Annotated in this window: 29 protein-coding genes; 15 read left to right on the top strand and 14 right to left on the bottom strand. The window is 71.5% G+C overall.

The features are described 5' to 3' along the window. Positions 1-21: 21 nt before the first annotated feature. The 4 genes from AB0M35_RS04925 to AB0M35_RS04940 form a co-directional block, all read right to left on the bottom strand. Positions 22-1089, bottom strand: a complete 1068-nt coding sequence (locus tag AB0M35_RS04925; RefSeq protein ID WP_363741457.1) for an ABC transporter ATP-binding protein — start codon at positions 1087-1089, stop codon at positions 22-24. Between the two features lie 34 nt (positions 1090-1123). Further along, a complete protein-coding gene (locus AB0M35_RS04930) occupies positions 1124-2659 on the bottom strand; it encodes an iron ABC transporter permease (RefSeq protein ID WP_363741459.1) in 1536 nt (511 codons plus the stop codon). A gap of 65 nt (positions 2660-2724) precedes the next feature. Next, a complete protein-coding gene (locus tag AB0M35_RS04935) occupies positions 2725-3783 on the bottom strand; it encodes an iron ABC transporter substrate-binding protein (RefSeq protein WP_363741462.1) in 1059 nt (352 codons plus the stop codon). Positions 3784-3914: 131 nt separating this feature from the next. Continuing rightward, complete coding sequence (locus AB0M35_RS04940; protein WP_363741465.1) at positions 3915-4202, bottom strand: hypothetical protein; 288 nt, start codon at positions 4200-4202, stop codon at positions 3915-3917. Between the two features lie 87 nt (positions 4203-4289). Between AB0M35_RS04940 and AB0M35_RS04945 the strand changes: the two genes are divergently transcribed. Next, positions 4290-4586, top strand: a complete 297-nt coding sequence (locus AB0M35_RS04945; protein WP_363741468.1) for a hypothetical protein — start codon at positions 4290-4292, stop codon at positions 4584-4586. Positions 4587-4604: 18 nt separating this feature from the next. Here AB0M35_RS04945 and AB0M35_RS04950 read toward each other — a convergent pair whose 3' ends face one another. Continuing rightward, positions 4605-4916, bottom strand: coding sequence for a hypothetical protein (locus AB0M35_RS04950; RefSeq protein ID WP_363741470.1), 312 nt, complete (start codon positions 4914-4916; stop codon positions 4605-4607). A gap of 2 nt (positions 4917-4918) precedes the next feature. Further along, positions 4919-5218, bottom strand: a complete 300-nt coding sequence (locus AB0M35_RS04955; RefSeq protein WP_363741472.1) for a hypothetical protein — start codon at positions 5216-5218, stop codon at positions 4919-4921. Positions 5219-5322: 104 nt separating this feature from the next. On the opposite strand from AB0M35_RS04955, the gene AB0M35_RS04960 reads away from it, so the two are divergent. Next, complete coding sequence (locus AB0M35_RS04960; RefSeq protein ID WP_363741475.1) at positions 5323-5679, top strand: DUF3099 domain-containing protein; 357 nt, start codon at positions 5323-5325, stop codon at positions 5677-5679. A 14-nt stretch (positions 5680-5693) separates the two neighbouring features. On the opposite strand, the gene AB0M35_RS04965 is transcribed toward AB0M35_RS04960, so the two are convergent. Continuing rightward, on the bottom strand, positions 5694-6623 hold the full coding sequence (locus AB0M35_RS04965) for a sugar kinase (protein WP_363741478.1): 930 nt from the start codon (positions 6621-6623) through the stop codon (positions 5694-5696). A 4-nt stretch (positions 6624-6627) separates the two neighbouring features. Then, a complete protein-coding gene (locus AB0M35_RS04970; RefSeq protein WP_363741481.1) occupies positions 6628-7548 on the bottom strand; it encodes a pseudouridine-5'-phosphate glycosidase in 921 nt (306 codons plus the stop codon). Between the two features lie 91 nt (positions 7549-7639). Between AB0M35_RS04970 and AB0M35_RS04975 the strand changes: the two genes are divergently transcribed. From AB0M35_RS04975 to AB0M35_RS04985, 3 genes are all read left to right on the top strand, one after another. Continuing rightward, positions 7640-7858: a DUF3039 domain-containing protein gene (locus AB0M35_RS04975; RefSeq protein ID WP_363741484.1), complete on the top strand. Its 219-nt coding sequence runs from the start codon at positions 7640-7642 to the stop codon at positions 7856-7858. Positions 7859-7886: 28 nt separating this feature from the next. Further along, the gene (locus tag AB0M35_RS04980) at positions 7887-8540 is read left to right on the top strand and encodes a trimeric intracellular cation channel family protein (RefSeq protein WP_363741486.1); all 654 of its coding nucleotides are present in this window, start codon (positions 7887-7889) and stop codon (positions 8538-8540) included. Between the two features lie 226 nt (positions 8541-8766). Next, complete coding sequence (locus AB0M35_RS04985) at positions 8767-10503, top strand: DEAD/DEAH box helicase (protein ID WP_363741489.1); 1737 nt, start codon at positions 8767-8769, stop codon at positions 10501-10503. A gap of 112 nt (positions 10504-10615) precedes the next feature. On the opposite strand, the gene AB0M35_RS04990 is transcribed toward AB0M35_RS04985, so the two are convergent. Together AB0M35_RS04990 and AB0M35_RS04995 are read right to left on the bottom strand one after the other, a co-directional pair. Further along, a complete protein-coding gene (locus AB0M35_RS04990; RefSeq protein ID WP_363741492.1) occupies positions 10616-10849 on the bottom strand; it encodes a hypothetical protein in 234 nt (77 codons plus the stop codon). A 243-nt stretch (positions 10850-11092) separates the two neighbouring features. Then, positions 11093-12697 (bottom strand): RNA polymerase sigma factor, encoded by a 1605-nt coding sequence (locus AB0M35_RS04995; protein WP_363741495.1) that lies wholly within the window; start codon positions 12695-12697, stop codon positions 11093-11095. Positions 12698-12981: 284 nt separating this feature from the next. On the opposite strand from AB0M35_RS04995, the gene AB0M35_RS05000 reads away from it, so the two are divergent. Next, a complete protein-coding gene (locus AB0M35_RS05000; protein ID WP_363741497.1) occupies positions 12982-13800 on the top strand; it encodes an inositol monophosphatase family protein in 819 nt (272 codons plus the stop codon). A gap of 162 nt (positions 13801-13962) precedes the next feature. Here AB0M35_RS05000 and AB0M35_RS05005 read toward each other — a convergent pair whose 3' ends face one another. Continuing rightward, complete coding sequence (locus AB0M35_RS05005; protein ID WP_363741957.1) at positions 13963-14478, bottom strand: LytR C-terminal domain-containing protein; 516 nt, start codon at positions 14476-14478, stop codon at positions 13963-13965. Positions 14479-14907: 429 nt separating this feature from the next. Between AB0M35_RS05005 and AB0M35_RS05010 the strand changes: the two genes are divergently transcribed. Together AB0M35_RS05010 and AB0M35_RS05015 are read left to right on the top strand one after the other, a co-directional pair. Then, positions 14908-15204 carry a DUF4193 domain-containing protein gene (locus AB0M35_RS05010; RefSeq protein WP_007075406.1) on the top strand — a complete coding sequence of 99 codons (297 nt, stop codon included), beginning with the start codon at positions 14908-14910 and terminating at the stop codon, positions 15202-15204. A gap of 209 nt (positions 15205-15413) precedes the next feature. Then, positions 15414-16229, top strand: a complete 816-nt coding sequence (locus AB0M35_RS05015; protein ID WP_363741499.1) for a hypothetical protein — start codon at positions 15414-15416, stop codon at positions 16227-16229. A 122-nt stretch (positions 16230-16351) separates the two neighbouring features. On the opposite strand, the gene AB0M35_RS05020 is transcribed toward AB0M35_RS05015, so the two are convergent. Continuing rightward, positions 16352-16837, bottom strand: coding sequence for a DUF3093 domain-containing protein (locus AB0M35_RS05020; protein WP_363741501.1), 486 nt, complete (start codon positions 16835-16837; stop codon positions 16352-16354). An 86-nt stretch (positions 16838-16923) separates the two neighbouring features. Between AB0M35_RS05020 and dut the strand changes: the two genes are divergently transcribed. From dut to AB0M35_RS05040, 4 genes are all read left to right on the top strand, one after another. Next, entirely contained in the window at positions 16924-17454 is a 531-nt protein-coding gene (dut, locus tag AB0M35_RS05025) for a dUTP diphosphatase (protein WP_363741503.1), read from the top strand. Further along, positions 17451-18101: a DUF3710 domain-containing protein gene (locus AB0M35_RS05030; RefSeq protein ID WP_363741506.1), complete on the top strand. Its 651-nt coding sequence runs from the start codon at positions 17451-17453 to the stop codon at positions 18099-18101. The genes dut and AB0M35_RS05030 overlap by 4 nt, the downstream gene beginning before the upstream one ends. Positions 18102-18322: 221 nt before the next feature. After that, the gene (locus AB0M35_RS05035; protein ID WP_363741509.1) at positions 18323-18703 is read left to right on the top strand and encodes an OB-fold nucleic acid binding domain-containing protein; all 381 of its coding nucleotides are present in this window, start codon (positions 18323-18325) and stop codon (positions 18701-18703) included. Positions 18704-18779: 76 nt separating this feature from the next. Further along, on the top strand, positions 18780-19463 hold the full coding sequence (locus AB0M35_RS05040; RefSeq protein ID WP_363741511.1) for a DUF3159 domain-containing protein: 684 nt from the start codon (positions 18780-18782) through the stop codon (positions 19461-19463). Positions 19464-19491: 28 nt separating this feature from the next. Here AB0M35_RS05040 and AB0M35_RS05045 read toward each other — a convergent pair whose 3' ends face one another. Further along, complete coding sequence (locus AB0M35_RS05045; protein ID WP_193386294.1) at positions 19492-20181, bottom strand: TrkA family potassium uptake protein; 690 nt, start codon at positions 20179-20181, stop codon at positions 19492-19494. A 2-nt stretch (positions 20182-20183) separates the two neighbouring features. Continuing rightward, positions 20184-20846 (bottom strand): TrkA family potassium uptake protein, encoded by a 663-nt coding sequence (locus tag AB0M35_RS05050; protein WP_102657154.1) that lies wholly within the window; start codon positions 20844-20846, stop codon positions 20184-20186. A gap of 154 nt (positions 20847-21000) precedes the next feature. Here AB0M35_RS05050 and AB0M35_RS05055 point away from each other — a divergent pair, with 154 nt between their 5' ends. The 3 genes from AB0M35_RS05055 (at position 21001) to dxs (ending at position 26389) form a co-directional block, all read left to right on the top strand. Further along, positions 21001-23073, top strand: a complete 2073-nt coding sequence (locus AB0M35_RS05055; protein ID WP_363741513.1) for an APC family permease — start codon at positions 21001-21003, stop codon at positions 23071-23073. Positions 23074-23090: 17 nt separating this feature from the next. Next, positions 23091-24338 (top strand): class I SAM-dependent RNA methyltransferase, encoded by a 1248-nt coding sequence (locus tag AB0M35_RS05060; protein WP_363741959.1) that lies wholly within the window; start codon positions 23091-23093, stop codon positions 24336-24338. A 98-nt stretch (positions 24339-24436) separates the two neighbouring features. Next, the gene (gene dxs, locus AB0M35_RS05065) at positions 24437-26389 is read left to right on the top strand and encodes a 1-deoxy-D-xylulose-5-phosphate synthase (protein ID WP_363741515.1); all 1953 of its coding nucleotides are present in this window, start codon (positions 24437-24439) and stop codon (positions 26387-26389) included. The last annotated feature ends 249 nt before the right edge of the window (positions 26390-26638 follow it).

Below are 26638 nucleotides of genomic sequence, written 5' to 3' on the forward strand. Positions count from 1 at the left end.
TCACCGATCCGCCGGGCCGCTTCACGCCGCCAGGTCGACCAGCATCGAGGTGGTCGAAGCGGCCTGGGTCGGGAAGGCCCGAACAGTCCCGTCGACCTGCACCGTCACCTCATCGCCCACCGGCCAGTCGGCACCGTCGTCGAGAGTCCGAGCGGTGATCCGGGTGCCGTCGGCCAGTCGGAGCCCGACCAGCGCGTCATGCCCGTGAAAGTCGTGCCGCAGGACGGTCGCGGTGACCGTACCGGGGCCGGCGACGAAGCGGACCTGCTCCGGGCGGACCAGCACGGTGACCGGACCGTCGGTCACCGTACCGGTCACCGGCAGCACGCCGAGCGCGGTCCGGGCGGTGCCCTGTTCGACGACCGCGGGCAGCAGCACCGCGTCGCCGACGAATCCGGCCACCCACGCGTCGACCGGTTCGCGGTAGACCGTGGTCGGCGTGCCAGCCTGGATCACCCGCCCGTCGCGTAGCACCACGACCTTGTCGGCCACCGACAGCGCCTCGCCCTGGTCGTGGGTCACCAATACGCCGGTCGCGCCGTCGGCGCGCAACGCCTCGCGTACGTCGTGCCGCAGTCCCGCCCGCAGACCGGCGTCGAGGGCGCTGAACGGCTCGTCCAGCAGCACGACCGACGGTCGGGGCGCCAGGGCCCGGGCAACCGCCACCCGCTGCTGCTGCCCGCCGGAGAGTTGGTGCGGCATCCGAGGGCCGTATCCGGCGAGCCCGACCAGCGTCAGCACCTCCTCGACCCGGTCGGATCGCCGGGCGGCGCGGTCCAGGCCGTACCCCACGTTGTCCGCCACGCTCAGATGCGGGAAGAGCGCGCCCTCCTGGGGTACCACCGCGATGTTGCGCCGGTGCGCCGGCAGCTGCCGCCCACCGCCCGCCACCCGGCGGCCGTCGATGCGGATCTCCCCGGCGTCGATCCGTTCGAAGCCGGCCAGGCAGCGCAGGAGCGTGGTCTTGCCGCAACCGGACGGACCGAGCACGGCGGTCAACTGGCCGGACGGCACAGTGACGTCCGCCCCGGCCAACGCGGTCACCCGCCCGTAACGCTTGACGACTCCGCTGAGTACGACGTCGCTCATGCCGGTCCTCCACTGAGTTGATGCTTCGTCTGGCTCACGCCCGCGCCTCCTTGTCGAGCAGACCGCTACGGGCGACCAGCAGCCAGGTGGGCAGGGCCGAGATCGCCACCAGCAGTGCCGCGTAGGGTGCTGCGGCGGCGTAGGCGCCGACGGCGGTACTGGTCCACAGTTCGGTGGCCAGGGTGTCCGATCCGGTGGGCCGCAGCAGCAGGGTGGCGGGTAGTTCCTTCATGCCGGTGAGGAAGACCAGCGCAGCGCCCGCACCGATGCCGGGCAGGGTCAGCGGCAGGGTCACCGTCCGCAGCACGGTCCACGGCCCACGGCCGAGTGACCGGGCCACCTCCTCCAGGCCGACGGGAGACTGGGCGGCCGCACCGGCCACCGCACCGACCGCCAACGGCAGGAACAGGGTGGCGTACGCGAGGGCGAGCAGCCACCACGTCTGGTAGAGCGGGTAGGCCACGTTGATCCCGAAGAAGATCAGCGAGAGCCCGATCACCACGCCGGGAAGGGCGTGGGCCAGGTAGGCCAGCCGGTCCAGCAGGCTGGTCAGCGGGCCGGGTGCCCGCGCCGTGAGCAGTCCCAGGGGCAGCGCCAGCAGCATGGTCAACGCTGCGCCGGCCAGTGAGAAGGTCAGCGAGTTCCCGGCTGCGGCGAGCACCTCGGGCAGCGCGCCGGGGCGCGACACGCCGGCGGCCAGCCGCCGCCCGAGACTGACCGCGGGCACGCCGAGCGCCAACCCGGCGATCCCGACGAGTACGGCGATGACCGGCCAACGGGCCGGGCCGAGCGGTAGCCGGGACACGGGCCGGCGGGTGCCACCGAGCCGGGCGTACCGGGCGCCCCGACGACGGGTGGCGGTCTCGCCGGTCAGCAGCAGCACCGTGAGCGCCACCAGCACGCAGGAGAGCACCAGCGCTCCGGTCCGGTCGAAGCCCAGGTCGAAGGCGACGAAGATGGCCCGGGTGAAGGTGTCGGCACGCAGGATGGACACGGCGCCGAAGTCGGAGAGCACGTAGAGCGCGACCAGCAGGGCCCCGGCCGCGGTTGCCGGGCGGATCTGCCGCAGGGTCACCGCGGTGAAGGTCTGCCAGCCGCTGCGCCCCAGCGACCGGGACACCTCCTCCTGGGCCGGGTCGGCCCCGCGCAACGCGGCGGCGACCGGCAGCAGCACATACGGGTATGAGCAGAGGGTCAGCACCAGCGCGGCCGGCCAGAACCCCTCCAGCCGGGGTAGCGTGGAGACCCAGGCGAAGGCGGCGATATAGGTCGGTACGGCCAGCGGCAGTGCCGCCAGCACGGCGAAGACCCGACGGCCGGGCAGGTCGGTGCGGGTGACCAGGAAGGCGGTACCCACGCCGAGCAGCACGCAGGCCGTGGTGACCACCGCCGCCAGGCCGATGCTGCGCAGGGCGAGCAGCCCCACCCGATCGGTCCACAGCTCCGCGACGACCCGATCCCATCCCGCCTCGGCGGTGCGTACCGCAAGGTAGGCCAGCGGGATCAGTGCGACGGCCACCGCGGCGGTCGAGGCCGCGAGCAGCGCCGGCCGGGGAACCAGCCGACGCACCTGTCCGGGTACGCCGAACAGGGCCGACCCGGTGCGGGGCGGCCCTGTGACGGTCGGCGGAGCGGTCAGGGAACCAACCCCGAGTTCTTGATCAAGGTGACGGTGGCTTCGAGCGTGTCCAGATCGTTCAGATCGATCTGCGGCACCGCCAGGTCGGCCAGCGCCGGCACGTACGCCGGACCGGGCACTCCATCGATCACCGGGTACTCGTAGGTCTGCTCGGCGAAGTAGGTCTGGGCCTCGGTGCCGAGCAGGAAGTCCACGAACTTCTGCACGTTCGGGTTGTCGGCCGAGCGCTTGAGCACACCCACGCCCGCCACGTTGACCAGCGCGCCGGTGTCACCGCCGGGGAAGAAGTGCAGCTTGGCCTTGAGCGCGTCCGGCGTGGTGCCCTGCTCCTTGGCAACCTCGCCGAGGTAGTAGTGGTTGATCAGGCCGACCGGGATCGTGCCGCTGAGCACGTCCTCCAGGATCTTGCCGTTGCCGTCGCGGATCTGCGGGTCGTTGGCCTTCAGCCCGCGCAGGAACTCCTCAGCCTTGGCGTCGTCGTGCTGCACCCGGATGGCGGTGACGAACGCCTGGAACGACGCGTTGGTCGGTGCGACGCCGACCTTGCCCTTCCAGGCCGGACCGGTGAGGTCGAACACCGAGGCGGGCAGCTGGTCGGCCGGCACCAGGTCCGGGTTGTAGGCCAGGACCCGGGCGCGGGCGCTCACGCCGACCCACTGACCGTTACCGGCACGGTAGGTCGCCGGCACCTTCGCCGTGGTGGTCTCCGGAAGGGTGCTGAACATGCCCTGCTTGGCGACCGTGCCGAGGGCCCCGGCATCCTGGGCGAGGAACACATCGGCCGGGGACTTGTCGCCTTCCTCGACCAGCTGCGCCGCGAGCTGCGCGGTGTTCGCGTAGCGGGCGTTGACGGCGATGCCGGTCTGCTCGGTGAACTTGTCCAGCAGCGGCTTGACCAGCTGCTCGTTGCGTCCGCTGTAAACGGTGATCTGCTTGTCGGCCGACTGATCGGGGCCGGTCGTCGTGTCCTCCTCGCCCGATCCGCAGGCGGCCAGGCCGACGGTGAGCAGACTGGCGGCGAGCAACGCACGCGCGATGCGGCGGTTGGCAGGCACGGTGAACCCCTTCTCCGGTCGGTCCGGCAGCCCGGTTCGGTCGGGCTACCGACGGGCCGAAGTTAGCACAGCCTAACCTCAGTTCGGAATCCGGTCGTGTGCTGTACCGGTTGGACCGCGATCCCGCGCCGCTACTGAGCCTGCTCCGCGCGTAGCTCGTCGGCCGTGATGCGCACGTCCCGGAAATCGATGATCGCTTCGAGCGTCACGCGGATCAGCGTGGCCAGGTCACCCCGGGAACACAGCAGGATGTCGGCGAGGACCCTTGGCTCGATCTCCAAGTCATTCGGATAGCAGTCGTGCCATGCCATGTCGGCCAGGTGCAGAAGATCGAGGGCGGCCTCGACGCGTTTCGGGCCGAAGAGGGCCTCGACCTCTGGTCGGCGTTCACGACGGCGCTGCTCACTGCCGATGGCCATCGAACTGTCTCCCTCGTACTGACAAGACACCCAGGTGCGCCGGGAAGGATGTGTCCGGAGCCGCCCGATTGACGGCAGAATGTTCTCATGACGCTGTCGCTGCCCATCGATCCCGAGGCCAATGAATTCATCAATCGGAATCAGCTGGCACTCATCCTTGGGCTCGTGCTCGACCAGCAGGTGTCGATGGAGAAGGCGTTCTCTTCTCCGTACGTGCTGACTCAGCGGCTCGGACACGACCTGGACGCCCGGGAACTCGCCGGGTACGACCCGGACGCGTACCGCTCCGTCGCCGACGTCACCGATGCCGAGTCGCTGCGCCTGGTGCGCGAGTACAAGCAGCAGATGAAGGCGGCGGCGAAGGCGAAGTCCGCCGGCGACTGACCGGTGCCGGGCCGACCGTCAGGCCGCGCTCGGCTGGGCCAGCGAGGCGATGGCCCGCCGGACGTCGGCCAGCGAGACGGTGGCCGAGTCGTCCAGGTCGGCGAGGCCGGCCTCGATCCACTGCCGCATCAGGGTGGTTACGCCGATGCCCCGGGCGTCGGCCGCAGCCCGGACCCGTTCGTAGGTCTCCAACGGCAGCCGGACCGAGCGGCTGACCATCGGGGTGTCGGTGTCGGGAACGGGAAGCTCCACGGCTTGGCTGTCGTCGATCAACTCGGCGAGCCGTTCACCGCCGCTGTGGAACTGCTTGGTCGCGTCGTGACGGTCCATCGTCACCGCCTCCTGGTCTCCGGAGATCTGCGTACGGCCTCGTCGTAGCGCTTGGCCTCGACGTCACTCAACTCGCGGGCGGACAGGACGTCCCAGTCGTTGTCGGCCCCGTCGGCCTCGGCCAGCAGCACGGCGATCCGCCGCCCGTGAGCGGTGGTGGCGTACACCACCATCACGTCGTCTCCGAGGTGCCGGATGACCCGCCGACCGCTGTGCAGCGCCGCCCAGACTTCCCCGGGTGTGACGTCGTAGACCCGCAGGTTGGCCAACGCCTCGTCGGTGAAGCTGAACCGGCTGCCCACGGCGAGAGCGTACCACGCGCGTAACACGAATTCGGAGGTCGGCGAAGCTCGTCGTCCGGCCGGTGGTGGTGACAGGATGGGGACGATCCCCGAGGAGGTACACGGTGAAGCGTCAGGCGTACCGACCGATCCTCATCACCGACGCCTCGCGAAGTCAGGACGACCAACTGACCAGCCGGCAACGGCGGTACGTCATGATGATGGGCGTCCGGGTGGCCTGCGTGATCGTCGGCGCCGCCCTGGTCGGTACCCGAGCGCCCCTGCTCTGGCTCTGGCTGCCCCTGGTCGCGCTGGGCATGCTGCTCGTCCCCTGGCTGGCGGTGTTGCTGGCCAACGACCGCCCGCCGAAGGACCGACACCGGCTGGCCAACCGCTTCCGGGCCGGCCAGCAGACCGATGCCCCGGCGATGAGTCTCACCGCCGAGGAACGCCCCCACAAGGTCATCGACGGCGAGCCCTGACCGCCGGCGCCGGTTCAGCCGGCGGGGCGGGCGCCGACCTGGGAGACCGCCGCCGCGCCGAGGCGGGTAGCCCGCTCCAGGGCGGTGTGTGGCTCCGCCCCGGCCAGCCACGCGGTCAGCAGCCCGGCGGCGAAGGCGTCGCCGGCTCCGGTCACGTCGACCACCGCCACCCGGCGGGCCGGAATGGTGACGATGGTGGGCTTCCGGTCCACCCAGGTCGCGCCGGCAGCACCCTGCTTGACCACGACCCGGCGGGTCGAGGCCACCAGTGCCCGTCCCTGGGCCACCGGATCGAGCCCGCCGGCCAGTACGGCCGCCTCGTCGGTGTTCACCAGCAGCAGGTCGACCTCGCGAACCCAGGACAGGAAGGCCGCCGCCCCGACCGCCCGCAGCGGTGCCGCCGAGGCCGCGTCGACGCTGGTCGTCAGGCCCCGTCGGTGGGCGACGGCCAGCGCGTGCAGCCCGGCCGGTCGGGAGGCGGCGTCCAGCAGGGCGTACCCGGACAGGTGCAGATGTGTCGCGTCCGGTGCACCGGCCAGCGCCGCGTCGACGTGTTCCGGAGCCAACCGGACGTTCGCCCCGCGTTCGGTGATCATGGTGCGTTCCTCGCCCACGGCCAGCACGATCACCGTGCCGGTGGCGCATCCGGCGATCCGGACCACCGCGCAGTCGACCCCGGCGGCGGTCAGCTCCGCCACCCGGTCACGCCCGGCCGTGTCGTCCCCGACCGCGGCGACCAGCGTCACCGGCACGCCCTGCGCGGCGAGCCAGGAAGCCGTGTTGGCGGCCTGACCGCCCCCGGTGAACTGGATCGTCGCCGCCGTGTCCGAGCCGGACGCGAGGGGACCGGCCAGGACCGCCACCACGTCCGTGATCACGTCACCGACGACGAGGATCCGGCCGACGCGGCTGGCCGAGCCCCGTACGCCGATGTCGGACGCCACCGTGTCACGCACGGCGAGCCGCGGCGACCGCGATCCGGGCGGCGAGGTCGGCGTTGCGCAGGATGATCCGGACGTTGACCGCCAGGCTCGCGCCCTGCGTGGCCGAGTGGAAATGGGCCAGCAGGTACGGCGTCACGGCCTTGCCGCTCACCCCGTCGCGCTCCAGTCGGGCCAGCCCTTCGGCGAGCGTGCGGTCGTGCAGTTCCGGATCCAGTTGTTCGTCGGCGGGCAGCGGGTTCGCGACGACCAGGCCGCCGTGCTGGACGCCGTGCTGCTCGCGCGCGGCCAGGATGTCGGCGACCGACTCCGCAGAATCGACGGACCAGTCCAGGTCGAAGCCGCCGTCGGTGATGAAGAAGCCCGGGAACCGGCTGGTGCGGTAGCCGACGACGGTCACCCCGAGGGTTTCCAGGCGTTCCAGCGTCGCCCCCACGTCGAGGATCGACTTGACCCCGGCGCACACCACGGCGATCGGCGTGGAGGCCAGGGCGACCAGGTCGGCAGACTCGTCGAAGGTCTGCGCCGCCTCGCGGTGCACCCCGCCGAGACCACCGGTGGCGAACACCCTGATCCCGGCGGCGGCGGCGACCGCACTGGTCGCGGCCACGGTGGTGGCGCCGTCCGCGCCGGTCGCCGCGGCCACCGCGAGATCGCGTACGGAGAGCTTGGTCACGCCGTCGGCGGTGGCCAACCGGGTCAACTCGGCGTCGTCGAGACCCACCACCAGCTCACCGGCGACCATGCCGATGGTGGCCGGCACCGCCCCGGCGTCCCGGACCGCTTGTTCGATCTGGCGGGCCACCGTCAGATTGTCCGGTCGGGGCAGACCATGCGAGACGATGGTGCTTTCCAGGGCGACCACCGGGCGGCGTTCGCGCAGTGCCTCGGCCACCTCGGTGCCGTGGCGAAGATGAAAGTTGGTCACAGTTGCCCACCGTACTGCCGCCACCGGCGACCACCCTCAGGTGGACCGGGGCCACATTGACCTGCCAGACTTGTCGGTTGGAGGTGCAGACGTGAGTACACAGGTCCTTGAGCGTCCGGAACTGAAGGACGCCGACACCGGTCCGGAGATGTTCCACTACGTCCGGAAGGAAAAGATCGCCGAAAGTGCTGTCATGGGCACTTTCGTCATCGCGTTGTGCGGGGAGAAGTTCCCGGTGACCAAATCCCCCAAACCGGGATCGCCGGTCTGCCCCAAGTGCAAGGAGATCTACGACTCGTACTCCGAGTGAGCCCTTGCTGGGCGCGTAACCTGCGGCGGTGACCACCTCCACCGCCCTCCTCCTGGCTGACCTGGCCGGGGTCGCGGTCTTTGCCGCCTCGGGCGCCTCTGCGGCGGTTGCCAAGCGGCTCGACCTGTTCGGTGTCGTCTTCGTCGGCTTCGTCGCCGCCCTCGGCGGCGGGATCGTCCGGGACCTGGTGATCGGCGAGGTCCCGCCGCTGGCCTTCGCGGACTGGCGGTACGCGACCACCGCCGCGGTGACCGCCGGGGCGATCTTCTGGCTGCACCCGCAGTTCGCCCGGCTGCGCACCACCGTGCTGGTGCTGGACGCGGCCGGGCTCGGCCTGTTCACCGTCGCCGGCACCCTCAAGGCCCTCGACGCCCAGGTGCCGCCGGTCGGTGCCTGCCTGATCGGCATGATCACCGCGATCGGCGGTGGGCTCGGGCGCGACCTGCTGACCGGCGAGATCCCGGTCGTCCTGCGACGGGAGATCTACGCCGTCGCGGCCCTCGCCGGTTCGATCCTGGTGGTCATCCTCGACAGCCTGGGGCAAACCGGGCCGATCGCGCTCACCGCCGCGGCGATGCTGGTCTTCGGCGTACGCCTGGTGGCCCTGCGTCGGCGCTGGTCGGCACCGGTGGCGCCGCTGCGACCACCGCGCACCGGCATCCCCGGCCCACCACCGGAGTAGACCTCTGCCCGCGGTCCCGTCGGTCGCTGAAACGGTGCAGTGGTGCACGGCACGGACCGGTCGGTGTGGCGTCGAGTGGGGCCGACGGCCGCTGCTGGTTATGCTGAGTCGGCCTTCGCAGCTGTCGGTTCGCGGAGGCGTTTTCATGGGGCGGCTGACGTGCCCCTCGGCCCGGTTCGCCGGCCTGCGGTCGGGCCATCGTGCGCATCGGAGAGGAGCCAAACGCGTGGCAGCCCGGACGCCGGCGCTCGAGACGTTCCCGCCCCTGCGCGCCTGGCAGCGCAAGGCACTGGTGGAGTACCTGCGCCGTCGCAGTGAGGATTTCACCGCGGTCGCCACGCCCGGCGCCGGCAAGACCACCTTCGCCCTGCGAATCGCCGCCGAACTGCTCGCCGACGGCACCGTCGAGGCGGTCACCGTGGTCGCTCCGACCGAACATCTGAAGACCCAGTGGGCGCTCGCGGCGGCCCGGGTCGGCATCCAACTCGACGCCGCGTTCCGCAACGCCGACCTGCACTCCTCGGCCGACTTCCACGGCGCGGTGATCACCTATGCGCAGGTGGGAATGGCCCCCCAGGTGCACCGGCGGCGCACCATGACCCGGCGGACGCTGGTCATCCTGGACGAGATCCACCACGCGGGCGACTCCCGCACCTGGGGCGACGGGGTCAAGGCGGCCTTCGAGCCCGCGGTACGCCGGCTGATGCTGACCGGTACCCCGTTCCGGTCGGACGACAACCCGATCCCCTTCGTCAGCTACGAGCGCGGCGAGGACGGTCTGCTGCGTTCCCGAGCCGACTCGGTCTACGGCTACTCCGACGCCCTACGCGACGGCGTGGTGCGGCCGGTGCTGTTCCTCGCGTACTCGGGGGAGACCCGGTGGCGTACCAATGCGGGCGAGGAACTCGCGGCCCGGCTGGGCGAGCCGATGACGCAGGATCTGGTCGCCCAGGCTTGGCGTACCGCCCTGGACCCGGCAGGCGACTGGATGCCGCAGGTGCTGCGCGCCGCCGACGCCCGGCTGAGCGTGCTCCGGGAGGCCGGCATGCCGGACGCCGGTGGCCTGGTCATCGCCACCGACCAGCAGACCGCCCGGTCGTACGCCAAGCTCATCGAGCAGGTGACCGGGGAGAAGGCCGCCGTGGTGCTCTCCGACGACGTGGGCGCTTCGGCCCGGATCGCGACGTTCGCGGCCTCTGAGCAACGGTGGCTGGTCGCGGTGCGGATGGTCTCCGAGGGCGTGGACATCCCCCGGCTGGCTGTCGGGGTCTACGCGACCAGCGCCAGCACGCCGCTGTACTTCGCCCAGGCCATCGGCCGCTTCGTCCGGGCCCGTCAGCCGGGGGAGACCGCGTCGGTCTTCCTGCCCAGCGTCCCGCACCTGCTCGGGCTGGCCAGTGAGATGGAGACCGAGCGGGATCACGTACTCGGCAAGCCCAAGGACCGGGAGGGCTTCGACGACGACCTGCTGGAGCGGGCCCAACGGGACGAGCAGGCCAGCGGTGAGTTGGAGAAGCGCTTCGCCGCGCTGTCCGCCACCGCCGAACTGGACCAGGTGATCTTTGATGGTGCCTCGTTCGGTACGGCGGCCCAGGCGGGCACGCCGGAGGAAGAGGAGTACCTGGGCCTGCCCGGCCTGCTCACCTCGGAGCAGGTCGCCGCGCTGCTGTCCAAGCGGCAGGCCGAGCAGTTGGCCGCCCGGCGTCGCCGTGCCGCCGAGCGGCAGTCCGAGGCGTCGGCTCCGGCTCCGACGACGGCCCCACCGGCACCGATGAGCGCCGCCCAACGCCGGGTGGCCCTGCGCCGGCAGCTCAACGCCCTGGTTGCCGCCCGTCATCACCGGACCGGTCAACCGCACGGCAAGATCCACGCCGAGTTGCGCCGGCTCTGCGGCGGCCCCCCCAGCGCCCAGGCCACCATCGAACAACTGGAAGAACGCATAGCCACCGTCCAAACCCTCTGACCCACCCCGCACCCGGGCGCGCGTGCTGGGTGGGGTGGGTGGGGTTGGGGAGACGTAAGCGGCCGGAGGCATCCGTGGGATGCCTCCGGCCGCTTACGTCAGGTTGTGGATCTCAGTTTGCGATCAAGTCGGCGCCACGCCAGGAGAACTCCGGGTCCGTCGCGTACCGCACGGTGATCTTCACGAGATCCTCGGCGTACTTGTTGGCGTGGTGTCCACAGAACACCAGCTCACTGCCACCCGAGAGGGTGATCCGGAGCTTGCCGGCGGCATTGCAGCGGTCGCACCGTTCATCGGCGGCCGGGGGGCTCACCGTCTCGGGCGGCGGCGTGAGGGTCGGGGTCATCGCCTTCCTCCTCTGGTCGTCACCGATGAACACTCTCTTCGGTCTTGGTCACCTATCGTGCAACACCCTTGTGGGGCCGCGCCTTCCCTGTGTGCCCGCGGGGGACCGAGGTCACACCTGGCACCGACAGTGTGCCGTGCACCCAGGGTGTCACGTCAACGATCACATTCGTGCAACCGCCTGATCACTATCCGGCGTTGACGCCTGGTGATCAAAACGACACGATGGGTTGACGTTTGCTGATCAGTCGAGGTAGTCGCGCAGCACCTGGGAACGCGACGGGTGTCGCAGCTTGGACATGGTCTTGGATTCGATCTGCCGGATGCGCTCGCGGGTCACGCCGTAGACCTGACCGATCTCGTCCAGCGTGCGAGGTTGGCCGTCGGTCAGGCCGAATCGCAGGCGTACCACACCCGCCTCACGCTCGGACAACGTCTGGAGCACCTGCTGGAGCTGGTCCTGCAGCAGCGAGAAGGAAACCGCGTCGACCGCCACGACGGCCTCCGAGTCCTCGATGAAGTCACCGAGTTGGCTGTCGCCCTCGTCGCCGATGGTCTGGTCGAGCGAAATGGGCTCCCGGGCGTACTGCTGGATCTCCAGTACCTTCTCCGGTGTGATGTCCATCTCCTTGGCCAGTTCCTCCGGAGTGGGCTCGCGGCCCAGGTCCTGGAGCAGCTCGCGCTGGATCCGGCCCAGCTTGTTGATCACCTCGACCATGTGTACCGGGATGCGGATGGTGCGGGCCTGGTCGGCCATGGCGCGGGTGATGGCCTGGCGGATCCACCAGGTGGCGTAGGTGGAGAACTTGTAGCCCTTGGTGTAGTCGAACTTCTCGACGGCGCGGATGAGGCCGAGGTTGCCTTCCTGGATCAGGTCGAGGAAGGCCATGCCACGGCCCGTGTACCGCTTCGCGAGCGAGACGACCAGCCGGAGGTTGGCCTCCAGCAGGTGGTTCTTGGCCCGCTCACCGTCCCGGGAGATCCAGAGCAGGTCGCGCTGCATCTCGCGGACGAGCTTCTCCTCGCCCTCGTCGGCCGCGCGCAGACGCTCGGCGGCGTAGAGCCCGGCCTCGATCCGCTTGGCGAGCTCCACCTCCTGCTCGGCGTTGAGCAGCGGAACCTTGCCGATCTGCTTGAGGTACGCCCGGACCGAGTCGGCCGAGGCGGTCAGCTCGGCGTCCCGGCGCGCCTGCTTGAGCGCCTCGGACTCCTCGTCGTCCCACTCGAAGTCGTTGTCGCTGGCGGAACTCGCGGCGTCGGCCTCGGCGGCCTGGGCCAGCTCGGCCGGCTCCTCGACCACCACGTCCTCGATCTCGGCGGCGAGTTCCTCGGGATCGACGTCGCCCTCGGCGCCCTCCCCCTTGGCCTTGCCGGCGGCCTTGGTGGGCTTCGCCGCGCTCGCGGCGGCCACCGTCGCCTTGGTGGCGCGGGTGGACTTCTTGGCCGGCACGGCCGCCTTGGCGGCCACCTCGGCGGTGGTGCCGGTCTTGCGCGAGGTCGCCTTCCGAGGCGCCGGCGCGGTGGCCTCCTCGGCCGCAGGCGCCTGCTTCGGGGCAGGGGGCGCCGCCTTCTTGGTGGTCTTGGCGGTGGTGGCGCGGGATGCCGGGGTCGCGGAGCGGGCGGCGGCGACCCGGCGGCGGGTGCTGGCCGAGCCGTCGACCACCACGGTCACTCCGGCCTCGGAGAGCGCCCGCAGGATCTTCTTGGCCTGGGCCGGAGTCACCTCGGCGGACTCGACGGTGCGCGCGAGCTGGGCCGACGTGAGCTGGCCGCCGGCGCTCTGCGCGTGGGCGATCAGGGTGTCGGTGAGCGAGCGAACGTCGGCGCCGGTCTGGCGGGGTTCTGTCACGAATGACCTTCCGGAGGCGAAGAGCGAGCACGGCCGGATCGTCCGGCGCAGCGCGGTGCACCGTGCCGGGCGATGTGGTTGAGGAACCCCCGTGTCCCGGGTCGACCGGTCGTTCGGCCGTCCGTGGCGCGTGGGCAGGGGTGAATTGTAACGCCGTCTGCAGCGATCATCCTGCGCCGCACGGCTGACCGGCGGCCGGGACCGCCGATTCGGTGCGCTTGTGGACTTTGTAAGGATGATACCCGCGTACGGCCCGGATACCCGGCCGTGCGGGAAGGGGACGGATGATGGATCGCTCGGCGGCACCGGAACTGTTGCAAATCGCGGTCGAGGTGGCCCGGAACGCCGCCGCCACCGCCTACCGGATGCGGGCCGAGGGCGTCTCGGTCACGGCCACCAAGAGCACCGTCACCGACGTGGTGACTGCCGCCGACCGGGCCGTCGAGCGCCAGATCAGCGACGCGCTGCGGCGGCTGCGGCCGGACGACGCCGTGCTGGGCGAGGAGTACGGCGCGGCGGAACCCGGCAGCGACGCGCCGGCCCGGGTGCGGTGGATCGTGGATCCCATCGACGGCACGGTCAACTACCTGTACGGGCTGGCGCACTCCGCGGTGTCGATCGCGGCCGAGGTGAACGGCCAGGTGGTGGCCGGTGTGGTGCGCAACATCCACACCGGGGAGGAGTGGACCGCCACCCTCGACGGCGGCGCCTGGCGCGACGGCCGGCGGTTGCGCTGCTCGGCCGAGACCGATCTCGGACAGACGTTGGTGATCACCGGGTTCGGTTACGACCCGGCCCGCCGCGCCCACCAGGCCCGGGTGGTGGCCGAGCTGATCCCGCACGTGCGGGACATCCGTCGGCTCGGTGCGGCCGCCATCGACCTCTGCCTGGTCGCCGAAGGTCGGGCCGACGCCTACTACGAGAAGGGACTGGCCGCCTGGGACCAGGCGGCCGGGGCGCTGGTCGCCGCCGAGGCCGGTCTGCGGGTGGGCGGCCTGAACGGGCGGGCGCCGGGGCCGGACATGGTCATCGCCGCGCCGCCGGCGATCTTCACCCCGCTGCACGACCGCCTGGTCGACCTGGACGCCGACGGCGGCCCCTGATCCCGTACGGCGGTCACCGCCGAGCGGGCCTCGGCCCCATGTCGGCCGGCTGAGGTCGGCCGACCGGACGATCAGCGATCTGACCGGGCGGTCGGTCAGATCCGTCCGTCCGGTCGCCCGCGCTGTCCAGGTCACGGAATTCGAGTGGCCGGGTGGCCCGAGTCAGTTGTCGACCGGCATCGGGCAGGAGCCCGGCGGGGCGACCGGGGCGCCGAGGTCACCGATGGACTGGTTGACCTCGGTGGTGGTGGCCAACTGCTGGAAGCCGTTGCCGAGCACGACGTCGACGATGTCGTCCGGACGCTCGGCGTTGTACTCCAGCTCGGCGTTGCCCAGGAAGTACGCCCGCAGCAGGTGGGCCGACCCGACGCCCTTCGGGCCGTAGCGCAGCACCGCCACGTCGTCGATCTGCTTCTTCTCGTTTGCTTCCTTCTCCACCTGGAAGTCGCGGTTACGGAAGTCGTCGCCGACACTGGCGGCCAGGCCGGGGCGGTCGGTGCCGTTGAACACCCGGATCTTGACATCCTTGTGGTTGCGGAGAGTCACATCGGCGCGGGGCCAGTCCTCGGGGCAACCTTCGGCGGCACCGGCGTTACTCTGGGTGTCCCGGACCACGGCGACCACTACGAAGACCAGGGCGATCACCGCCAGCATGCCGACGATTACGAGTGCTCGCACTCGCGCGAAACTCATCAGGGCGCTCCCGGACAGTGATGGGTGGCGGCTGCCGACGGTCGGGCCGTCCCGCCGGCCGTCTGGTACGCCGCTGAGGTTAGCCGTTGTCCGACCGTCGCGTGGAAACAGCCCGACATACCGGCGCGCCACCCGAGAACCGGGTACTACTACCCCTATCTTCGTGTCGCCTGAGTCACATTGGGAACAACTTCCCGTGCAGGGGCGTACATCTCAGCCACAAGGGCGGTATACATGCCTCGCCCAAAGGGGGGGTAGGGTTCCGCGCTCGCCGGGAGATTCTCTTGGCGGACCGGCCCGAGCGGTCGTCGGGTCGGGTGGCCGACACTAGCGGTGGCCGGCCAGCGGAACCGAAACAGCGTCGCCCGGCGTTACAACCGGAAGCGACAACATCGAAATGGGAGAGTGAAACCGATGGCCACCGACTACGACGCCCCGCGCCGCGACGAGGTCGACCTCGGCGAGGACAGCCTGGAAGAGCTGAAGGCCCGGCGTGTCGACTCGCAGTCGGGCGCCGTGGACGTCGACGAGGCCGAAGTGGCTGAGAGCTTCGAGTTGCCCGGCGCTGACCTGGCCGACGAGGAGCTCACGGTCAAGGTGCTGCCGATGCAGCAGGACGAGTTCCGCTGTGCTCGCTGCTTCCTTGTGCACCACCGCAGCCAGCTGGCGGTCGAGCGCAACGGCGAGCTGATCTGCCGCGAGTGCGTCTGATCGACGATACGACACCACCGCACAGCGGCGGCTTCCCTGCGGAGCCGCCGCTGCCCGGCTCGGCGAGCGCCGCGCCGATCGACCTGATTCACTCGTGAGGCGTGGCCGCCGTGCCGGCGGTCGTCCAGCCGGGGAGGTCGGGCAATGAGCGAACGAACCATCGGCGCGGTGCGGTGGCGCCACCGGGTGACGGGCAACGGAGCGCCGGCATGAGCGAGTGGAGCGCCGGGGTCGGCGACGGTGACGGCGATGCCGATGAGCTGGGTACGACGGTCGCGGCCCTGACCGCCGACGAGATCGAGCCGGCCAGACGCCGGCAGTTGCTCGGTCGACTGGTCCGACAGGCCCGGGCCCGTGGTGTGGGCGGCCTGTTCAAACCGAGGACCGCGCTGCGTTGGATGACCGACGTGGTCGCCGAGATCGCCCCGCACGTGCCGATCCGTGACCTGGCCACCCTGCGCCGGCACTTTCCTGACCTGGACGACGAGGCGCTGGCCGACCGGCTGGTGCGCAACGCCTCCCGGGCGACCGCGGCTGTCGGTGCGGCCGGCGGGGGCGCCTCCGCAGTCCAGTGGACGGTCACACCGACCCTGCTCTCCGCGCCGGTCCTGCTCGCCGCCGAGACGGTCGCCGTGGTGGCCGTCGAACTGAAGCTGACCGGGGAGCTGCACGAGATCTACCGGGCGCCGCTGCCCGCCGGTGGCACGCAGCGTGCCGTCGCGCTGATGCAGGCCTGGGCCAACCAGCGTGGGGTCAACCCGATGGTGCCCGGCGTGGGGGTCGGCGCCGTGCTCGGCACGGCCGCCCGGCGCGAGCTGCGGGACACCCTGCTCAAGCGCTTCGGCCGCAATCTGACCACGCTGGGGCCCTTCCTGACCGGTGCCGCGGTGGCGAGCTTCCTGAACCGGCGGGCCACCCGTACCCTGGCCGACCAGCTCCGCACCGACCTGCGCCGGCAGCGGCGCATCCTGCCCGGCACCCCGCCGACCCTGCCCGGCACCCCGCCCGCGTTGCCCGGCCCCTGACCACTGCCCGGCCCCTGACCGCGTTGCCCGGCCCCCTGACCGGCTGCGCAGCTTTTGACCGGCTGCCCGGCCCCTGGGCACGCCTGGGCGCGCTGCCCGGCTGCGGATCGCCTGGCGGGCGGTCAGCGGGTGGCGTCGCGGGCGGCCAGGAGGGCCTCGGCCAGCTCGACCGGGTGACGGGTGCTGACCACCCAGAACGGGGTGGGGTCGGCCGGATCGTCGAGGACCACCTGAACCGCGCCGGAGATCCATGGCCGTTGGACGACGAAGGCCAGCGGATCGGCCCCGACGCCGAGCACCTCACGGCGCCCCTCGGCGTCCAGCGCGATCACGTCGGCGACGAACCGTGCCGGTAGCCGGGCGTCGTCGACCTGAAGCTCGCCGTCGGTCACCGCGATCCTGATCCGACCCAGCCAGACCAGACCGGCGACGGTGGCGGGCAGCAGCACCGCGAACGGCAGCCAGGCCCGTACGCCGGTCGCGCCCATCCACAACTCGACCGCGAGCAGGACGGCGGTGGCCAGCCCGGCCAGCCACAGCCACCAGGGCAGGCGGAGCCGCTCGGCGTACGCCGGAGTTGTTGTGGTAGGGGACGGTGATGTGCTCACTCATGCCAGGGTACGGCGCCCGGTCGCCGGGGTACCGGGCAGGATGGCAGGGTCACCCCCAGCGGAGAAGACGAAAGAGGGGAACCGTGACCGACCTGGTGCCCGTGCTGGTCCGGCAGCTCGACCCCGAGCTGCCGCTGCCGGCGTACGCCCATTCCGGTGACGCCGGTGCCGATCTGGTGGCGGCCGTCGACGTCGAGTTGCCGCCCGGCGGTCGGGCGCTGGTGCCGACCGGCGTGGCGATCGCGCTGCCCGAGGGGTACGTGGGCCTGGTCCACCCCCGATCGGGGCTCGCGGCCAGACTCGGCGTGACGGTGCTCAACGCGCCCGGTACGGTCGACGCCGGCTACCGGGGTGAGATCCTGGTCAACCTGATCAACCATGATCGGGCTGTGCCAGTGAAGATCTCCCGGGGCGACCGGATCGCACAACTCGTTGTGCAACGGGTGGAACGGGCGGCCTTCCAACCGGTGGCCGAGCTGCCCGCGTCCGGACGCGGTAGCGGCGGGCACGGGTCCACCGGCGGACACGCCGGTCTGGTGCCGCCGCTGGCGATCGACGGCGCGGACGGAAGAGAGGGCACGGTGAGTGTGAACAGCGGAGGGTGGACGCAGTGATCTTCTCCCGGAAGCGGGCCACGGGACGGCACGCCAGTGACGAGCGGGCCGTCGAGGCACCGGAGACGGCCTCGGCCGAACCGGCGCGCGGCCCGTACGACGTCACCGAGGCACCCGCTGGGGTGCAGCGACTCGACCTGGGCAGCCTGCAGATCCCGGCGGTGCCCGACGTCGAGGTGCGGGTGCAGGCCGACCAGCAGGGCGTGATCCAGCAGGTCGTCCTGGTGCACGGGCAGAGCGCTCTGCAACTCGGCGTGTTCGCCGCGCCGCGGAGCGAGGGAATCTGGGACGAGGTGCGCGAGGAGATCCGCCAGTCGCTGTTCAGCGACGGCGCCGCCGCGCAGGAGGTCGTCGGCGAGTACGGCACCGAGTTGCGCGCCCGGCTGCGCACCGAGGACGGCCTGACCGATCTGCGGTTCGTCGGCGTCGACGGGCCGCGCTGGATGGTCCGCGCCGTCTACCAGGGCGAAGCGGCGACCAACCCGGCGGCGGCCGGAGCGTTGGCCCGGTGCATGGACGGTCTGGTCGTGGATCGCGGGATCGAGGCCAAGCCGGTGCGTGAGCCGCTGCCGCTGCGGCTGCCGCGCGAGGCGGGCGAGGCGGGCGAGCAGGCTGCGGACGCCGCACCGGCACCCGGAGCGGACTGAGGCAGGGCGGCCGGGTCGGGCACCCGTGCCGCCGAGGCGGCTGTCCGCCGCGCTCGCGGTACGTCGCCCTCCCGCCGAGACCGGACGTGGCACCTGGCCGTACGTCGCCGACGCCGGAACGGCCGCGCGTCGGCGTACGCTGGCGTGAGCCGTCCCGGCGTCGCCGGAGCGGCCGGGTGTCGGCCTCAGCCGGCCGGTGTGGAGAGGGTGACGCGGAGTTCATGACCACCGACGAGGGTCAGGGTTCGCTGCGGCGGATGCTGCGCCGACTCACCGCGAGCGAGGCCGAGATCGAGGCCCAGCAGTTGCGGCAGGAGAGCGCCCGGTGCGGCGGAGTGCCGGTGACGCAGTGTGCCCGGGGCCAGGTGGTCTCCGTCGCCGGGCGGCTGCGTACCGTCGTCTACACCCCTCGCACCAACCAGCCGGCGCTGGAGGCGGACCTCTACGACGGCAGCGACGTCGTCACCCTGGTCTGGCTCGGCCGGCGGCGCATCACCGGGATCGAGCCGGGACGACACCTGACCGCGCGGGGACGGGTCGCGCTGCGGGACGACCGTAAGGTGATCTACAACCCGTACTACGAGTTGGAGCCGTCGACGTGACGCTTCCGACCCGGCGGATGAGAGACTGTCCGGAAACCCCGGCACGACAGCCCCTACGGTCCTGGAAAGGCGGGCGATGACCACCGGACAGCATCCGGCCACCCAACCGGACGCCGGGCCCGGCGACGAGGAGCGGTTGCCCACCGTCGCCGAGCAGATGGCCGACCAGCTCGGCGGTTGGCGAGGGCTGGTCGAGTCCAGCATCCCGGTCGTGGTCTTCGTGGTCGTCAACATCCTCGGCGAGCTGCGGCCCGCGGTGATCGCCTCGGTCGGCGTGGCGGTGCTCATCGGTGCGCTGCGGCTGGCGCAGCGCAAGCCGGTGCGGCACGCCGTCAACGGCCTGTTCGGCATCGGCATCGGCGCCGCGATCGCCTGGCGTACCGGCGAGGCCCGTGACTTCTACCTGCCCGGCATCCTCTACGGCATCGGCTACGGGCTGGCCCTGCTGGTCTCTGCGGCGATCCGCCAGCCCCTGGTCGGCTGGCTCTGGTCGGTGCTGGTGGCCAAGGGCAGCTCCGCCTGGCGCGACGACCCGAAGCTGGTGCGGACCTTCACCGGGCTAACCGTGCTGTGGGGAGTGGTCTGGCTGGCCAAGGTCGGTGTGCAGGGCGCGCTCTACCTCGCCGAGCAGGACACCGCGCTCGGCGTGGCCCGCCTGGCGTTGGGCTACCCGCCGTACGTCCTGCTGCTGTTGATCACGGTTTGGACGGTGCGCCGGGTCACCCGGGAAGCGGAGCCGACGCCGCTGACCGGCGGCTGACCGGCCGAGCGGTCCTCGGCGTAGCGGCTCAACGGGACTCGCGGGTGCGCTCGACGCTGTCCGGGCCGAGCACCACCGCGCGTACCGCATCCTCCACCTCGGTCGTGCAGACGAAGATCAGCTCGTCGCCGGCCTCGATCGGATCGTCCGGGCTGGGCACCAGCACCCGCTTGCCGCGCAGGATCGCCACCAGCGCGGCGTCGCGGGGCAGCGGCACCGCCCGCAGCGGCTGGCCGACGTACGGCGCAGTGGGCGGCAAGGTGATCTCGACCAGGTTCGCCTCGCCCTGCCGGAACGTCATCAGCCGGACCAGGTCGCCGACGGTCACCGCCTCCTCGACCAGGGCGGCCATCACGCGCGGCTTGCTGACCGCGACGTCCACGCCCCACTGCTCGGTGAACAGCCATTCGTTCTCGGCCCGGTTGATCCGGGCGACCACCCGGGGCACCGCGAACTCGGTCTTGGCCAGCAGCGAGACCACGAGGTTGGCCTTGTCGTCACCGGTGGCCGCGACCACCACGTCGCAGCCGGCCAGGTCGGCCTCCTCCAGGCTGGTCAGCTCGCAGGCGTCGGCGAGCACCCACCGGGCATCCGGCACCCGTTCGGGCCGCAGCATCCGGGGCTGCCGTTCGATCAGCATCACCTGGTGGCCGTTCTCGATCAGTTCCTGGGCGATCGAGCGACCCACGTTGCCCGCGCCGGCGATGGCGATCCGCATGATCACTGCCCCCCGTCCGGTGCCGCGGCGATCTCGGTGACTGTCGCCACCATGTCGTCGGTCACCAGCATGAAGATCTGGTCACCCTCCTGCACCACGCTGGAGGCGGTGGGCAGGGTGCCGATGCCGAAGCGCAGCAGGTAGGCCACCCGGGCCCCGGTGGCCTGTTCCAGACGTTGCACCCGATGCCCGATCCACTCCCGGTGCACGGGCACCTCGATGATCGACACGGTGCTGGTCGGGTCGCGGAAGATCTCCACGTTGCCCTCCGGCAGCAGGTGTCGCAGCATCCGGTCGGCGGTCCAGCGCACCGTCGCCACGGTGGGGATGCCGAGGCGCTCGTAGACCTGCGCCCGCCGCTGGTCGTAGATGCGCGCGGCCACCCGGGACACCCCGAACGTCTCCCGCGCCAACCGCGCCGAGATGATGTTGGAGTTGTCGCCGCTGGAGACGGCGGCGAAGGCGTCGGCCCGCTCGATGCCGGCCTGACGGAGCACGTCGCCGTCGAATCCCGCCCCGGTGACGGTGGTGCCGGCGAACTCGGGGCCCAGCCGGCGGAACGCGTCGGCGTCCTGGTCGATCACCGCCACCGAGTGACCTCGGGACTCCAGGTTGTGCGCCAGGGTCGAGCCGACCCGGCCGCAGCCCATGATCACGATATGCACGCCGCCCTCCCAAGGTGCGCCCGTCACCGCGAGCCTGCCACGTCCTGACGCCAGGCGGGGACCGACGGTACTCCGCTCACGTTCGACACCCGCACCGACCTCAGCCCGGTCCAGGACGACGGGAGTGGCGGCGTCAGCCGTACGCTTGGCGACCGTGGCCCGAACCCTGTTGAAGCGGCTGCTCGTCGGTCGACCGTTCCGGTCCGACCGGCTCAAGCACACCCTCCTGCCGAAGCGCATCGCCCTGCCCGTCTTCGCCTCGGACGCGTTGTCCAGCGTCGCGTACGCGCCGGACGAGATCCTGCTGATGCTCTCCATCGCGGGCGCCTCGGCGTTCGTCTTCTCGCCGTGGGTGGCCCTCGGGGTCGTCGTGGTGATGCTGACCGTGGTGGCCAGCTATCGGCAGAACGTGCACGCCTACCCCTCCGGTGGCGGCGACTACGAGGTGGCCACGGTCAACCTGGGTCCCCGCGCCGGCGTCGGAGTGGCCAGCGCGCTGCTGGTCGACTACGTGTTGACCGTCGCCGTGTCGGTCTCCTCCGGAGTAGCCAACCTCGGCTCGGTCATCCCCTTCGTCGCCACCCACAAGGTGCTCATCGCGGTCAGCGCCGTGATCCTGCTGACCGCAGTCAACCTGCGCGGGCTCAAGGAGGCGGGCAACGCCTTCGCCATCCCCACCTACGGTTTCATGATCGTGATCATCGGCATGATCCTGACCGGTCTGGTCCGCATCGTGGTGCTCGGCGAGGACCTGCGGGCGCCCAGTGCCGACCTGGTGATCGCCGCCGAATGGCACGACACCACCGGCTGGGCCATGGCGTTCCTGCTGCTGCGCAGCTTCTCCTCCGGTTGCGCCGCGCTCACCGGGGTGGAGGCGATCTCCAACGGGGTGCCCGCCTTCAAGGCGCCCAAGAGCCGCAACGCCGCCACCACCCTGCTGATGCTCGGTCTGGTCTCGGTGAGCATGCTGGTCGGCATCATCTGGCTGGCCCGGCTCACCGGGTTGCAGTTCGTCGAGGACCCGCGAGCCCAGATCGTCTCCGGCCCCGAGGGGTACGTGCAGAAGACGGTCACCGCCCAGCTCGGTGAGACGATCTTCGGCTCCGGCTCGGTGCTGCTGTTCCTGGTCGTCGGGGTGACCGCCATGATCCTGTTCGTGGCCGCCAACACGGCCTTCACCGGGTTCCCGGTCCTCGGCTCGATCCTCGCCCAGGACCGCTACCTGCCCCGCCAACTGCACACCCGGGGCGACCGGCTGGCCTTCTCCAACGGCATCCTCTTCCTGGCCGTCTTCGCGATCGTGCTGATCGTCGGGTTCCAGGCCGAGGTGACCAAACTGATCCAGCTCTACATCGTGGGTGTCTTCGTCTCGTTCACCCTCTCCCAGGCCGGCATGATCCGGCACTGGAACCGGCGCCTGCGTATCGAGCGGGATCCGCAGGTGCGCCGGCGGATGGTCCGGTCCCGGGCGATCAACACCTTCGGCATGGTGATGACCGGTGCGGTGCTGGTCATCGTCCTGATCACCAAGTTCCTGCTCGGTGCCTGGATCGCCATCGTCGCGATGGGTGTGATCTATCTGCTGATGCTGGCCATCCGCCGGCACTACGACCGGGTCGCCGTCGAGTTGGCACCGGACGACGGGCGACCGGTGCTGCCGGCCCGCAACCACGCGATCGTGCTGGTCAGCAAGCTGCACCAGCCGACCCTGCGGGCCGTGGCGTACGCCCAGGCCACCCGGCCGGACACACTCACCGCGGTGACCGTGAACGTGGACGACAACGACACCCGGCAGTTGCAGGCCGAATGGGAACGTCGGGACGTGCCGATCCCGCTGACGGTGATCGACTCGCCGTACCGGGAGATCACCCGCCCGATCCTGAACTACGTGGCCAGGGTCCGCCGGGACTCACCGCGCGACGTGGTCACGGTCTTCATCCCCGAGTACGTCGTCGGACGCTGGTGGGAGAACCTGCTGCACAACCAGAGCGCGCTGCGGCTCAAGGGCCGGCTGCTGTTCGAGCCCGGCGTGATGGTCACCAGCGTGCCGTGGCAGCTTGCCTCGACCGCCGGCAAGGACCTCGACCGGATGGACGCCACGTTGGGCCGGGGACCCGCCCGGGGCCCTCGGGCGATGCCACGCAGCACCCTGCCGCCGAGCGTCCCGCCGGTGGACCCCGCGCCGTCCGGGCCGGGTCAGCAGTCGTCGAACGGAGAGACGCGGTGAACGAGGTGACCCTTGCCATGGAGGAGCCCGGTGCGGCCGGTGGTCGTGGTGGGCTGACCGAGGCCGAGCAGGTCGAGCTGACCGTGGCGGCGGTCGCCCCCGGCGGGCACTGCGTGGCCCGGGTGGACGGCCAGGTGGTCTTCGTCCGGCACGCGCTGCCCGGCGAGCGGGTGGTGGCTGAGGTCACCGAAGTGCACCGGGGCTTCGTCCGGGCCGACGCGGTGCGGGTGCTGGAAGCCGCACCCGACCGGGTCGACCCGCCCTGCCCGTACGCCCGGCCGGGCCGCTGCGGTGGCTGTGACCTGCAACATGTCGCGCCACCGGCCCAACTGCGTTGGAAGACGAGTGTGGTTCGGGAGCAGCTGATCCGTCTCGGTGGCCTCGACGAGGCCGGTTGCGACGCGCTGGACGTACGGGTCGAGGCGCTGCCCGGCGGCCCGTTCGGCTGGCGTTCCCGGGTCCGCTACGCGGTGGACGCGGCGGGCCGGGCGGGTCTGCTCAAGCACCGTTCGCACGAGGTGGTGCCGATCGACCGTTGTCTGATCGCCCACCCGGCCATCCAGGACCGGCCGGTGCTCACCTCCAGCGGCACCCGCTGGCCCGACGACGACGCGGTGGAGGTGGTCGCCTCCACCGGCGGTGACGTGACGGTGACCGCCTCGACGGCGGGGCGTACCCGGCGGGTCAGCGGCCCGGAACAGGTCCGGGAACGTGCCGTGGGCCGGGAGTGGACCCTGCCCGCCTCGTCGTTCTGGCAGGTTCATCCCGCCGCCGCGGACACCCTGGTAGACGCGGTGTTGGAGCTGGCCGGGCCGCGGCCGGGGGAGCGGGCCTGGGACCTCTACGGCGGGGCCGGGCTGTTCGCCGTGGCGCTGGCCGACCGGGTCGGCGAGACGGGCCGGGTCACCCTGGTCGAGGCGGCCGGCGACGGCGTCGGCGCGGCCCGGGAGAATCTGCGCGACCTGGCCCAGGTGGAGGTGGTGGCGGCCCGGGTGGAGACGGCACTGGCCCGCCGCCGGATCACCGGGCCGGTCGACGTGGTGGTGCTCGATCCGCCGCGCACGGGCGCCGGCGCGCGGGTGGTGCGCGACCTGGTTGCTGCCGGGCCTCGGGCCGTGGCGTACGTGGCCTGTGATCCGGCGGCCTTCGCCCGGGATCTGCGGGTCTTCACCGGCCTCGGCTGGCGACTGGCCGCCTTGCGTGGGTACGACCTGTTTCCGATGACCCAACATGTGGAGTTGGTCGGATTGCTGCTGCCGGAGTGAGGATCTCCTGTGCGAGCCGGTGGCGCTGACCTCCCGCTCAGGTGCCCGGTCCGGTGACCGAGCTGCGAGGTGTGCGAGGGCCGATAGACTCTGCGTTCATGAGTGCTGAAGAGGACACGGCCAACCAGGGCCGGCTGCTGGCCAGGGTGCACGGTCCGCAGGACGTCAAGCGGATGTCGGGCACCGAGCTGGACAACCTCGCCGCCGAGATCCGTGACTTCCTGGTCGCCAAGGTGTCGCGTACCGGCGGGCACATCGGCCCCAACCTGGGTGTGGTGGAACTCACCCTGGCCCTGCACCGGGTCTTCGACTCTCCCCGTGACCGGCTGCTGTTCGACACCGGCCACCAGGCGTACGTTCACAAGATCATCACCGGTCGACAGGCCGGCTTCGACCAGCTGCGCCAGCGCGGCGGGCTCTCCGGCTACCCCAGCCAGGCCGAGAGCGAGCACGACATCATCGAGAACTCGCACGCCTCCACCGCCCTGTCGTACGCCGACGGGCTGGCCAAGGCGTACGCGCTGCGCGGCGAGGCGCGCAGCGTGGTCGCCCTGGTCGGTGACGGTGCGTTGACCGGCGGCATGTGCTGGGAGGCACTGAACAACATCGCCGCCGCCGGGAACCCCCTGGTGATCGTGGTCAACGACAACGGCCGCTCGTACGCCCCGACCATCGGTGGGCTTGCCGACCACCTGTCGACCCTGCGGTTGAACCCCGGCTACGAGAAGGTCCTCGACGCGGTCAAGGACGCGCTCGGTTCGACCCCGCTGGTCGGCAAGCCGATGTACGAGGTGCTGCACGCGGTCAAGCGGGGCATCAAGGACGCGGTCGCGCCGCAGGCGATGTTCGAGGATCTCGGCATCAAGTACGTCGGCCCGGTCGACGGGCACGACGTGGCCGCGGTCGAGACGGCACTGCGCGCGGCGAAGAACTTCGGCGGGCCGGTGATCGTGCACGCGGTCACCCGCAAGGGCTACGGCTACCGTCCCGCCGAGGAGGACGAGGCGGACTGCCTGCACGGCCCCGGTGGTGCGTTCGACGTGGAGACGGGTCAGCTGGTCGCCGCGCCCGCGGTGAAGTGGACCCACGTCTTCGCCGACGAGTTGGTCGCGATCGCCGACGAGCGGCCCGACGTGGTGGGCATCACCGCCGCGATGGCCGAGCCGACCGGCATCGCGAAGCTGGCCCGCAAGTACCCGGAGCGCACCTACGACGTGGGCATCGCCGAGCAGCACGCGGCCACCTCGGCGGCGGGGCTGGCGCTCGGTGGGCTGCACCCGGTGGTGGCGGTCTACGCGACCTTCCTCAACCGGGCCTTCGACCAGGTCCTGCTGGACGTGGCGATGCACAAGCTGCCGGTCACCTTCGTGCTGGACCGGGCCGGCATCACCGGCCCCGACGGGCCGAGCCACTACGGCATCTGGGACATGTCGGTCTTCGGCGTGGTGCCCGGTCTACGCATCGCCGCGCCCCGTGACGCCGCCACCCTGCGCGAGGAGCTGCGCGAGGCGGTCGCCGTCGACGACGGCCCGACGGTGGTGCGCTTCCCGACCGGCGCGGTCGCCGCCGACCTGCCCGCCGTGCGGCGGGTCGGCACCGTCGACGTGCTGACCGAGTCGGCGCGTACCGACGTGCTGCTGGTCGCGGTCGGCTCCTTCGGGCAGCTGGGCATGGAGGTCGCCGCCCGGGTCGCCGAGCAGGGCTACGGGGTCACCGTGGTCGACCCGCGCTGGGTCCGCCCGGTCCCGGCCGAACTCGTCGAACTGGCCGCCGGGCACCGACTGGTGGTCACCGTCGAGGACGGCGTCCGGATCGGCGGCGTCGGTGACGCCCTGGCTCAGGCAATGCGCGACGCCGACGTCCAGGTGCCATTGCGTGACCTGGGCGTACCGGCCGACTGGCACCCGCACGGCTCCCGTAACCAGATCCTCGCCGACCTCGGCCTGACCGCCCAGGACGTCGCCCGTGACGTCACCGGCTGGATCTCCCGCCTGGACACCCAGACCGTGGACGCCCTCCCCCTCCCCAACAACACCCCCACCCACAACTAACCCCACCCCCCCACCCACCCCACGCTCCCCGCCCCACCCTGCCCCGCCGATCTTGCACTTGTGGTCGCCTTTTCGCGGCATATGCACCTTTAGGTCAGACACAAAGTGCATGATCGCTGGGGCGGGGCGGGGCGGGGCGGGGCGGGGCGGGGCGGGGCAGGGCAGGGCAGGGCAGGGCAGGGCAGGGCAGGGCAGGGCAGGGCAGGGCAGGGCAGGGCAGGGCAGGGCAGGGCAGGGCAGGGCAGGGCA

Source organism: Micromonospora sp. NPDC051196, from assembly GCF_040682415.1.
Classification (GTDB): Bacteria; Actinomycetota; Actinomycetes; order Mycobacteriales; family Micromonosporaceae; genus Micromonospora.

Bases quoted from the DNA above. Each gene is read 5' to 3' on its own strand.
- AB0M35_RS04925 (WP_363741457.1), bottom strand. From the start codon at position 1,089: ATGAGCGACGTCGTACTCAGCGGAGTCGTCAAGCGTTACGGGCGGGTG.
- AB0M35_RS04940 (WP_363741465.1), bottom strand. From the start codon at position 4,202: ATGGCCATCGGCAGTGAGCAGCGCCGTCGTGAACGCCGACCAGAGGTC.
- AB0M35_RS04945 (WP_363741468.1), top strand. From the start codon at position 4,290: ATGACGCTGTCGCTGCCCATCGATCCCGAGGCCAATGAATTCATCAAT.
- AB0M35_RS04950 (WP_363741470.1), bottom strand. From the start codon at position 4,916: ATGGACCGTCACGACGCGACCAAGCAGTTCCACAGCGGCGGTGAACGG.
- AB0M35_RS04990 (WP_363741492.1), bottom strand. From the start codon at position 10,849: ATGACCCCGACCCTCACGCCGCCGCCCGAGACGGTGAGCCCCCCGGCC.
- AB0M35_RS05000 (WP_363741497.1), top strand. From the start codon at position 12,982: ATGATGGATCGCTCGGCGGCACCGGAACTGTTGCAAATCGCGGTCGAG.
- AB0M35_RS05010 (WP_007075406.1), top strand. From the start codon at position 14,908: ATGGCCACCGACTACGACGCCCCGCGCCGCGACGAGGTCGACCTCGGC.
- AB0M35_RS05015 (WP_363741499.1), top strand. From the start codon at position 15,414: ATGAGCGAGTGGAGCGCCGGGGTCGGCGACGGTGACGGCGATGCCGAT.
- AB0M35_RS05035 (WP_363741509.1), top strand. From the start codon at position 18,323: ATGACCACCGACGAGGGTCAGGGTTCGCTGCGGCGGATGCTGCGCCGA.
- AB0M35_RS05040 (WP_363741511.1), top strand. From the start codon at position 18,780: ATGACCACCGGACAGCATCCGGCCACCCAACCGGACGCCGGGCCCGGC.
- AB0M35_RS05045 (WP_193386294.1), bottom strand. From the start codon at position 20,181: ATGCGGATCGCCATCGCCGGCGCGGGCAACGTGGGTCGCTCGATCGCC.
- AB0M35_RS05060 (WP_363741959.1), top strand. From the start codon at position 23,091: ATGGAGGAGCCCGGTGCGGCCGGTGGTCGTGGTGGGCTGACCGAGGCC.
- dxs (WP_363741515.1), top strand. From the start codon at position 24,437: ATGAGTGCTGAAGAGGACACGGCCAACCAGGGCCGGCTGCTGGCCAGG.